The 8,900-nt window shown below is 57.8% G+C and carries 11 protein-coding genes; 10 read left to right on the top strand and 1 reads right to left on the bottom strand.

Annotated elements, in window-relative coordinates; all coding sequences use genetic code 11:
• Window positions 1-30: 30 nt before the first annotated feature.
• Window positions 31-825: a histidinol-phosphatase HisJ gene (gene hisJ, locus CCE92_RS04145; protein WP_088006262.1), complete on the bottom strand. Its 795-nt coding sequence runs from the start codon at window positions 823-825 to the stop codon at window positions 31-33.
• A gap of 157 nt (window positions 826-982) precedes the next feature.
• Here hisJ and CCE92_RS04140 point away from each other — a divergent pair, with 157 nt between their 5' ends.
• The 10 genes from CCE92_RS04140 to CCE92_RS04095 all read left to right on the top strand — a co-directional run bounded on the left by CCE92_RS04140 (window position 983) and on the right by CCE92_RS04095 (window position 8,736).
• A complete protein-coding gene (locus CCE92_RS04140; protein ID WP_088006261.1) occupies window positions 983-1,810 on the top strand; it encodes an ATP phosphoribosyltransferase regulatory subunit in 828 nt (275 codons plus the stop codon).
• A gap of 15 nt (window positions 1,811-1,825) precedes the next feature.
• Window positions 1,826-2,428: an ATP phosphoribosyltransferase gene (gene hisG / locus CCE92_RS04135; RefSeq protein ID WP_088006260.1), complete on the top strand. Its 603-nt coding sequence runs from the start codon at window positions 1,826-1,828 to the stop codon at window positions 2,426-2,428.
• Entirely contained in the window at window positions 2,429-3,676 is a 1,248-nt protein-coding gene (hisD, locus tag CCE92_RS04130) for a histidinol dehydrogenase (RefSeq protein ID WP_088006259.1), read from the top strand.
• Complete coding sequence (gene hisB / locus CCE92_RS04125; protein WP_088006258.1) at window positions 3,676-4,248, top strand: imidazoleglycerol-phosphate dehydratase HisB; 573 nt, start codon at window positions 3,676-3,678, stop codon at window positions 4,246-4,248. Before hisD ends, hisB begins: the two co-directional genes overlap by 1 nt.
• The gene (hisH, locus tag CCE92_RS04120; RefSeq protein WP_088006257.1) at window positions 4,248-4,826 is read left to right on the top strand and encodes an imidazole glycerol phosphate synthase subunit HisH; all 579 of its coding nucleotides are present in this window, start codon (window positions 4,248-4,250) and stop codon (window positions 4,824-4,826) included. Before hisB ends, hisH begins: the two co-directional genes overlap by 1 nt.
• Window positions 4,823-5,527, top strand: coding sequence for a HisA/HisF-related TIM barrel protein (locus tag CCE92_RS04115; protein ID WP_088006256.1), 705 nt, complete (start codon window positions 4,823-4,825; stop codon window positions 5,525-5,527). Before hisH ends, CCE92_RS04115 begins: the two co-directional genes overlap by 4 nt.
• Window positions 5,524-6,288 (top strand): imidazole glycerol phosphate synthase subunit HisF, encoded by a 765-nt coding sequence (gene hisF / locus CCE92_RS04110; protein WP_088006255.1) that lies wholly within the window; start codon window positions 5,524-5,526, stop codon window positions 6,286-6,288. Before CCE92_RS04115 ends, hisF begins: the two co-directional genes overlap by 4 nt.
• Window positions 6,272-6,901, top strand: a complete 630-nt coding sequence (gene hisIE / locus CCE92_RS04105) for a bifunctional phosphoribosyl-AMP cyclohydrolase/phosphoribosyl-ATP diphosphatase HisIE (RefSeq protein WP_088006254.1) — start codon at window positions 6,272-6,274, stop codon at window positions 6,899-6,901. The genes hisF and hisIE overlap by 17 nt, the downstream gene beginning before the upstream one ends.
• A gap of 64 nt (window positions 6,902-6,965) precedes the next feature.
• A complete protein-coding gene (locus tag CCE92_RS04100) occupies window positions 6,966-7,481 on the top strand; it encodes a GNAT family N-acetyltransferase (RefSeq protein WP_088006253.1) in 516 nt (171 codons plus the stop codon).
• 121 nt (window positions 7,482-7,602) lie between these two features.
• On the top strand, window positions 7,603-8,736 hold the full coding sequence (locus CCE92_RS04095; RefSeq protein WP_420913226.1) for an NADH-dependent flavin oxidoreductase: 1,134 nt from the start codon (window positions 7,603-7,605) through the stop codon (window positions 8,734-8,736).
• Window positions 8,737-8,900 lie beyond the last annotated feature (164 nt).

Below are 8,900 nucleotides of genomic sequence, written 5' to 3'. Positions count from 1 at the left end.
CGCCGCGGCGGTCCTTTTTGTTAGACTTCATTAGAGTTTCCCGAGTTCGTCATCCCCCGCAAAGTATCTCCCCACGTCATCCGGATGATGCGCATCCGACCCCGTCTGCAGCGGAATCGAATAAAGCCGGGCAGCTTTCAGTATATCGGCATCCGGATACGCCTCGCCATAATCCGCTTTATTCAGTCCTGCGAAGTTGTAATCAAGCGTGCGGCCGTGTGTTTTTGCCAGCCGCAGCACAGCTTCCCAGTCGATCGGATCATCCGCCGGCACTCGCTTGCGGAATTTATGGATCAGGTTCACATGTCCGATCACAGGCGGCGTCAAGCTGCCGAACGGCCGGCCAGCCGCCAGCCGCAGCGTCCGCTCATAACTCCGGTACAGCGCCTCCGCCCCGAATTCTTCCGCTTTCGCTTCGAACAGGTCCGCGCTGTAGTCGAGGCAGAAATAACCGTCTTCGAGCTTCAGGAAGTGGACGCTCAAAACGGAATGCGGTACCGCTCCTTTATTCGCTGACAGGAACGCTTCCGTCTCTTTTTCGAAGCCTTCGATGTAGTCGACCTCAAATCCTGTCCGCACATCAATTTGTCCTTTATACTGTTGAGCAAGGCGCCGGCCTTCGGCAAGATAGGCCGGCACATCCTCGGCGCGCATCGCGCTGTCCTTCTCCGGCACCGGATCGGTGAAGCCGGCCGGCAGCGGGGCGTGTTCCGTGAAAGTGATCGCTTCAAGCCCGAGGCTGACCGCTTTTTTCACATAGTCTTCCATCGGCGAGTCGGTTCCGTGCGGGCAGAACGGGGAATGGACGTGGCCATCGGTTAGCATAGGGATTCCTCCTTGGTCGTTCAGTCTTCTCTTTGGCTATCATAAACAACAGAAGCCGGTGGAGCCAGTTATTGAAATGAAAAAAGAGTTATGATACGATTTCAGCTAATGAATACTTTAACAAGGTAGAGAACTAAAGTAAAAGGAAGTGCTGTTTATGACCGCTTTTATTTTCAATCCGTCACTGATCCGTCAGAAGGAGCAGGAAGTGGAGTTCCTGACGTTTTTCCATACGCATGAGTTTGACGTCATCGATCTGCCGGTCGTGGAGACGTTCGACTGGACGGGGATGACGCCGGACGACCTCAGCCTCATGCCGCGCCGCGAAACGTGGGTGCAAAACGGCAAGGTGCACACCCTCCGACACGACTGGACGAATGCGATCGTCCGCTACCTCCAGAAATACCACGTCCGCTCCCGGCAGGTCGCTTATTCGGGCCCGGTCTACAAAAACGGGGAAGGGTCGCATCAGTTCGGCATGGAAGTGTTCTCGGATGTGCGGGCGGACCAGCAGCACGGTCTTGCGCTCCTGCTCGAATTCATCCGGGACCGCCTGCAGATCGGCGTGCAGACAGCGGTCATCAGCCACTACGCACTGTTGAAATCCATCTTGACGCCGGAGCAGTACACGGACCCGGACATCCGCCGCGCGCTGTCGCAGCGCAGCACGTCGAGGCTTCAGCAGCTGCTCGGCGACCATCCGCTGCCGCAGCTCCTTGAACTGCAGCCGGAGTCCCAGCTCCACAAGCTGCGGGAACTGTATCCGGAACTCGAGCCGATCCTCGGGGAACTGACCGCCTGGGAAGAAGAGATCCGCCGGGCGGGCATCGAAGCCGTCTACCCGGACATCACCGCACTGCCGTCGCAGTCGTACTATGACGGCGTCTTCATACAACTGTACGAACCCGGCCGCACAGCGCCTTTCGCATCCGGCGGCCAATACACCGCCCAGTCGAAAGCGTTCGGCATGGGAATCTTCTATTAAGACAGGATGAGAGCAATGCTGACAATCGCACTTTCCAAAGGACGGCTTTTGAAAAGCTTCCTTGATTATCTCAATAAAAATGGGCACCCCGGCTGGTACGGGTCACTCGCCAATGCCCAGCGGGAACTGCTGGTCGAAACCGGGGGCATCCGCTTCCTGCTCGTCAAAGGGGACGACGTGCCGACGTATGTCGAAGAAGGGACCGCGGACCTCGGCATCACCGGCAGTGATATTCTGGCCGAACAGGCTCCGGACGTGAACGAACTCCTGAAGCTGCCGTTCGGCGAATGCCATTTCGCGATCGCATCGAAAGAGGAACTGCCGGCGTACCGGACGATCGCGACCAAATACGTCAATGTCACACAGGATTACTTCGACCGGGAAGGGCAGCCGGTGAAGATCATCAAGCTGAACGGCTCCGTTGAGCTGGCGGCCGTCATCGGACTGGCCGACGCGATCGTCGATATCGTCCAGTCGGGGGAGACGCTCCGGATGAACGGGCTGAGCGAACGGATCCGGCTCGATGACATCAGCGCCCGGCTCATCGCCAACAAACATGCCTTTTTTACGAAATCAGCGGATATCCGCTCATTCATTAACGAACTGCAGGTGAACTGAATGCTGACAGCGAAAGAATTCAATGAAAAATTCAATGACCGGAACCGTTTCGACTGGACGAAAGTGAACGACGTGCTCGGCATCATCAAATCGGTGCAGACAGAAGGCGACGCCGCGCTCGACCGCTTCACGAAACAGTTCGACGGGCCGGACGCCGAAGTGCGGGAAGTGCCGGCCGGTGAACTGAAGAGCGCATTCGATGCGCTGGAACCCGGCCTGAAGGCGGCGCTCACACAGGCGAAAAAGAACATCGAGGCGTACCAGCGCAAAATCAAGTGGCCGGAACCGGAAGCGGACGGGCTGCATCCGGTCCTCCACCCGATACGACGGACAGGCATCTATGTGCCGGGCGGCAAGGCGAGCTACCCGTCGACCGTTTTGATGACCGCTGTGCCGGCGCGCGTGGCGGGCGTGGAAGAAATCACCGTCGTCACGCCGCCGCCGGTGAACCCGTCGACGCTTGCCGCCTGTTACATGTGTGGAGTCGATCATGTGTATACAGTCGGCGGCGCGCAGGCGATTGCGGCACTCGCGTACGGAACGGACATGATCCGCCGCGTCGATAAAATCGTAGGGCCGGGCAACCAGTTTGTCGCCCTGGCGAAAAAACTCGTCTATGGCGATGTCGGCATCGATTCGATTGCAGGGCCGAGCGAGCTTGCGGTCGTCGTCGACAGCACGGCGAACGCCGAATGGGCAGCGTACGACCTGCTCGCGCAGGCGGAGCATGATGAGATGGCCCGCACGTTTTTAGTATCCGAAGACCGGGAAAAGCTGGAGGAAGTAAGCCGGCTGGCATCGGCACTGGCGGAAGAAGCGCCGCGCGCCGATATCATTAAAGAAAGCCTCCGGACGAATCACTATGCAGTGCTGTGCGAAAACCGGGACGAAATCATCCAGGTGCTTGACAGAATCGCGCCGGAACACCTGTCCGTCCAGACGGCGGACGCGGAGACGTATGCGCGCGATGTGCGCAATGCGGGGGCGCTGTTCGTCGGCGGCTTCTCGCCGGAAGCACTCGGCGACTACTCGGCGGGGCCGAGCCATGTGCTCCCGACGAGCGGCAACGCCCGCTTCCAGTCGGGGCTGTCCGTCAATGATTTTCTGAAGACGAACGCGGTCATCCGCGTAACGGAAGAGTCGTACCCGGCGCTCGCCAGCGCGGCGCTGCCGATCGCGAAATCGGAACAACTTCACGCGCACGCCGCTTCCATTGAAGTGCGGCTCGGAAAACGGGGGAATGAATGATGAAAGTATCGCGCGAACGGGAGACGAAAGAAACATCGATCAAACTGACAGTGGGGAAAGGGACAGGAGAATCTTCCATCGATACCGGCGTCGGTTTCCTCGATCACATGCTGACGCTGTTCGCATTCCATTCCGGCCTGGAGATCGACTGCCGTGTGGAAGGGGATACGCACATCGATGACCACCACACGACGGAAGACACCGGCATCGTGCTCGGTCAGCTCCTGAAAGAACTTATCGGCGATAAAGCAGGCATCCGCCGCTACGGCGTGAGCTATGTGCCGATGGACGAGACGCTGACGCGGACGGTCGTCGACATCAGTGGAAGACCGTTTTTCGTCTATGATGCAGTCATTTCAAGGGAGAAAGTGGGCACATTCGACACGGAACTTGCCGAAGAGTTTTTCCGGGCGGTCGTAATCAATGCAGGTCTGACTGTGCACATGGACCTGATCCGCGGCGGCAACGCCCATCATGAGATCGAGTCGTTCTTCAAGTCGTTCGCCCGTGCGCTGCGCGAAGCGATGGAGACAGGAGACGGCCGGCTGCCGTCGACGAAAGGGGTCCTCTGATGATTGCGATCGTCGACTACGGACTCGGCAATATCGCGAATGTCCGGCGGGCGCTCGAGTACTTGGGCTACCAGGTGCTACTGACCAAGGATCCGGAAGAGTTGCGGCAGGCGGACGGTCTTGTGTTGCCGGGGGTCGGGCACTTCGGTGACGCGATGCGCAAGCTGGAGGCGGACGGACTCATTCCGATTCTGACAGAACTGAAGGATGAAAAACCGTTCGTCGGCATTTGTCTCGGCATGCAGCTGCTGTACGAAGGCAGTGAAGAAGGTAACGTGGACGGACTCGGGTTTTTGCCGGGGAAGATCGAACGGATCCGCACGTCGCTTCCCGTTCCGCACCTCGGCTGGAATCAGCTGAACAGTGAAAACGAAACGCTGCGTGAAGATGTTTACTTTATTCATTCCTATAAAGCGGTACCGGACGAATACACCGTTGCGACCGCGCAATACGGCGGCGAGGAAGTCGTCGCCATCGTCCAGAAGGGCAACCTGATCGGCATCCAGTTCCATCCCGAAAAGAGCGGGGATGCGGGGCTGGCGATTCTCGATCAGGCGATGAAAGGGGGATTCCGGTGATCGAGATCTGGCCGGCAATCGATATTATCAATTCGCAGAATGTGCGCCTGACAGAAGGCGATTACGGATCGAGCACGGCGATGGGCCGCACGCCGCTTGAAGCGGCGGCATTTTACAGCGGTTTCGAGCAGGTGGGGCGCATCCACACCGTCGACCTGATCGGCGCGCTGAAGAAAGAACCGGTCGAGCAGGACTTGTTCGGCCAGCTGATCGAAGCGGCAGGCAAGCCGGTGCAGATCGGCGGCGGCATCCGCTCGGAAGAGACGATCGAATCGTATTTTGCACTTGGCGCATCCTACCTCGTCATCGGAACGAAAGGGCTGTCGGACCCCGAATGGCTGACGGATGTTTCCAGGCGGTATCCGGGAAAGCTTTACCTCGGGCTGGATGCGCGAGGCGAGCGGGTCGCGCTGAACGGCTGGCAGGAAGAATCGGAGAAGACGGTGTTCGATGTGCTTGAAGAACTCGCGGATTCAAAGATCGGCGGCGTCATTTACACGGATATCTCGAAAGACGGGCGCATGGAAGGGCCGAATGTGGAGATGAACGGCAGACTGGCCAAAGCGTCGAAGTGGCCGGTGACCGCATCCGGCGGTGTCCGCCACATCGAAGACATCAGCCGGCTCGAAGCGGAAGGCGTCGCGGCGGCGATCGTCGGCAAAGCGGCGAATTCCCCGGATTTCTGGAGGGACGTGCGATGATCAAGAAACGGATCATTCCGTGCCTCGATGTGAAGGACGGCCGCGTCGTCAAAGGCATCCAGTTCAAGGGACTGCGCGATGTCGGTGATCCGGTGGAGCTGGCGAAGCGCTACAACGATGAAGGCGCGGACGAACTCATTTTCCTCGATGTGTCGGCGACGGAACGCGGCCACGAACTGATGCTCGAAGTGATCGAAAAGACGGCGGAAGTGCTGTTCATCCCGCTCGGCATCGGCGGCGGCATCCGGACGGCGGAAGATGTCGGCCGACTGCTGAACGCCGGGGCGGATAAAGTGAGCATCAACTCGGCCGCCCTCAAGCGGCCGGAACTCATCCGGGAAGCCGCGGAACGTTACGGCAGCCAGTGCATCGCGCTGTCGGTCGACGCAAAGTGGGAGGAAGAAGAACGGGACTGGTTCTGCTACACGCACGGCGGCCGGAAACGGACGGACGTGCGGGCACTCGACTGGGTGCAGGAAGCGGAACGGCTTGGTGCCGGTGAGATCCTGCTGACGAGCATGGATACGGACGGCATGAAGCAGGGGTTCGACCATGAACTGCTGCTCGCTGTGAAACAGCGGGTATCTGTACCGGTCATCGCCTCAGGCGGCGCCGGCAATGCCGAACATTTCGTCAACCTGTTCACAGAGACTGACGTATCGGCAGGGCTTGCGGCATCCATTTTCCATAACAAAGAAGTATCGATCCATGAAGTGAAGGAACTGTCAAAACGGAACGGGGTGGCTGTGCGTGAAACCTGATTTCTCGAAAGGGCTGCTGCCGGTCGTGCTGCAGCACTGGAAAAAGCGTACCGTGCTGATGCTCGGGTATATGAATGAAGAGGCCTTCGAAAAAACGAAGGAAGAAGGCGTCGCCTGGTTTTATTCCCGCAGTAAGGACCGGCTTTGGAAAAAAGGCGAATCAAGCGGCAATGTCCAGCGCGTCAAGGGCATGGCGCTCGACTGCGACAGCGATACGCTGCTGCTCCAGGTGGAACCGGCGGGGCCGACGTGCCACTTGGGGACGGAGAGCTGTTTCGGTGAAACGGCTCCCGAACCGCTCCAGGGACTCGAACAGACGGTGGCGGACCGCGCGGGAGAAGCGGACGGCTCATCGTATACGAATTACCTGCTGAAATCCGGAACGGATAAAATCGTGAAAAAGTTCGGCGAAGAGAGCTTCGAAGTGGCGATCGCCGCCAAGAACCGGGACCGTTCGGAAGTGGTCAATGAAACCGCGGACCTCCTGTACCACCTGACCGTGCTGCTGCACGAACAGGGCGTGTCGCTGCGGGAGGTCGAAGAAGTGCTGCACGAGCGGCACGCCGTGAAGAACAACTTCAAAGGCGAACGGCAAGACATCGACAACTGGTAAGACAGCCTGTTCCGTTGGAGCAGGTTTTTCTTTCATTCACATCAATCGGAAGGGGATGGATCGGATGCAGACGGAATTTGTGAAACTGACGCCGGAAGATCTGGACGAACTCCAGCAAGTGGCGGAGGAGACGTTCACCGAGACGTTCGGTGCGCAGAATAAACCCGAAAACCTGGAAGCATATGTGTCAAAAGCGTTCAGCAAGGACCAGCTGACGAATGAAATCGTCAACTCGAATTCCCTGTTTTATTTTTTGAAAGCGGATGGGGAGATGGCCGGATACCTGAAGCTGAACGACGACGAAGCGCAGACGGAGGATTTCGCGGAAAATTCGCTCGAGATCGAGCGGATTTACGTGAAGAACAGCTTCCAGGGCAAAGGATTCGGGAAGAAAATGATGGATAAAGCATTCGAAATTGCGTTCGAGCTCGACAAAAGCGCCATCTGGCTCGGCGTATGGGAAAAGAATGAAAAAGCGATCGAGTTTTACAAAAAGCTCGGTTTTGAGGAACGGGGCCGCCATGATTTTTACATGGGGGACGAACGCCAGACGGACCTCTTGTTTGTTAAGGAATTGTGATTTTTAATAAAGAATCACGGTTTCAAGGAATAAAACACCGGTAACCGGGAATATCTGTAATATGCTTTAAATAGCTGGAAGATTTTTTGACGAGGAGGCGCAGTGCATGAACACGAAAACAGTGAAAGATACGTATAAAACTCTTTTTGAACCATATACGCTGCCGAATGGCGTGGAACTGAAGAACCGCATCATCATGGCGCCGATGACGAACTACTCATCGGACGACGAAGGCTTCGTGACGGAAGAGGAGCTGGCATATTACCGGGAGCGGTCGGCGGGCACCGGCACGGTCATCACGGCAGTCGCCTACATCACACCGGGCGGAAAAGGATTCCCGGGTGAAATCTCCGCGCATTCGGACGAAATGATTCCGAGCCTGCGGAAGCTTGCGGCGACGATTAAAGGCGAAGGGGCGAAAGCGATCCTGCAGATTTTCCACGCCGGACGCATGGCGCCGCCGGAACTGCTGCCAGACGGCCAGCCGGTCAGCGCCAGCGCGGTGAAGGCGAACCGCCCGGGTCTCGTCGAACCGCGCGAACTGACCGAAGAGGAGATCGAAACGATCATCCAGGAATTCGGCGATGCGACACGCCGTGCCATTGAAGCCGGTTTTGACGGTGTCGAGATCCACGGGGCGAACACGTACCTGATCCAGCAGTTCTTTTCGCCGCATTCCAACTGCCGGACGGACAAATGGGGCGGCACGACAATTCCGCGGCGCGCGGCGTTCCCGCTCGCGGTCATTGACCGGGTGAACGCAGCTGCGGAAGAGCATGCGCGTGATCCGTTCATCATCGGCTACCGCCTGTCGCCGGAAGAGATTGAAGAACCGGGTATTACAATGGAAGACACTTTGCAGCTCGTCGACACACTGGCGAAGCAGAAACTCGATTACCTGCACGTGTCGGTCCAGGATTTCTGGGGCGGCTCGATCCGCGACAAGGAAGACGAACGGTCCCGCGTCGTGCTGATCCAAGAGCGTGTCGGGGATAAATTGCCGGTCATCGGCGTCGGTTCCATCCATACGCCGGACGACGCCGTGAAAGCGCTCGAAACTGGTGTGCCGCTTGTGGCACTCGGCCGTGAACTCATCATGGAGCCGAAATGGGTGCAGAAAGTGCAGGTCGGTGAGGAAGATACCATCCGGACGACGCTGCGTCCGGACAATCAGGAAGAACTCGTCGTGCCGGATAACCTGTGGAGCCGTATTTTAAGCGTAAAAGGCTGGTTTCCGGTGGAAGAAGGCGAATAAAAGAGGTGTTGAGGCGGCTGCGGCCGCCTTTTTGTCGTCGGAAGGTGCTGTGTTTCGCTATGTGTTTCGCTGAACGCGCATAAATCCCTCCGAACGCGCATAAATCCCGCTGAACGCGCATAAATCTCGCTGAACGCGCATAAATCTCGCTGAACGCGCATAAA

The organism is Indiicoccus explosivorum, assembly GCF_002167005.1.
Taxonomy (GTDB): domain Bacteria; phylum Bacillota; class Bacilli; order Bacillales_A; family Planococcaceae; genus Indiicoccus; species Indiicoccus explosivorum.
Note: the sequence above shows the minus strand (reverse complement) of the source record. Positions and strands in the feature narration are given on the sequence as shown.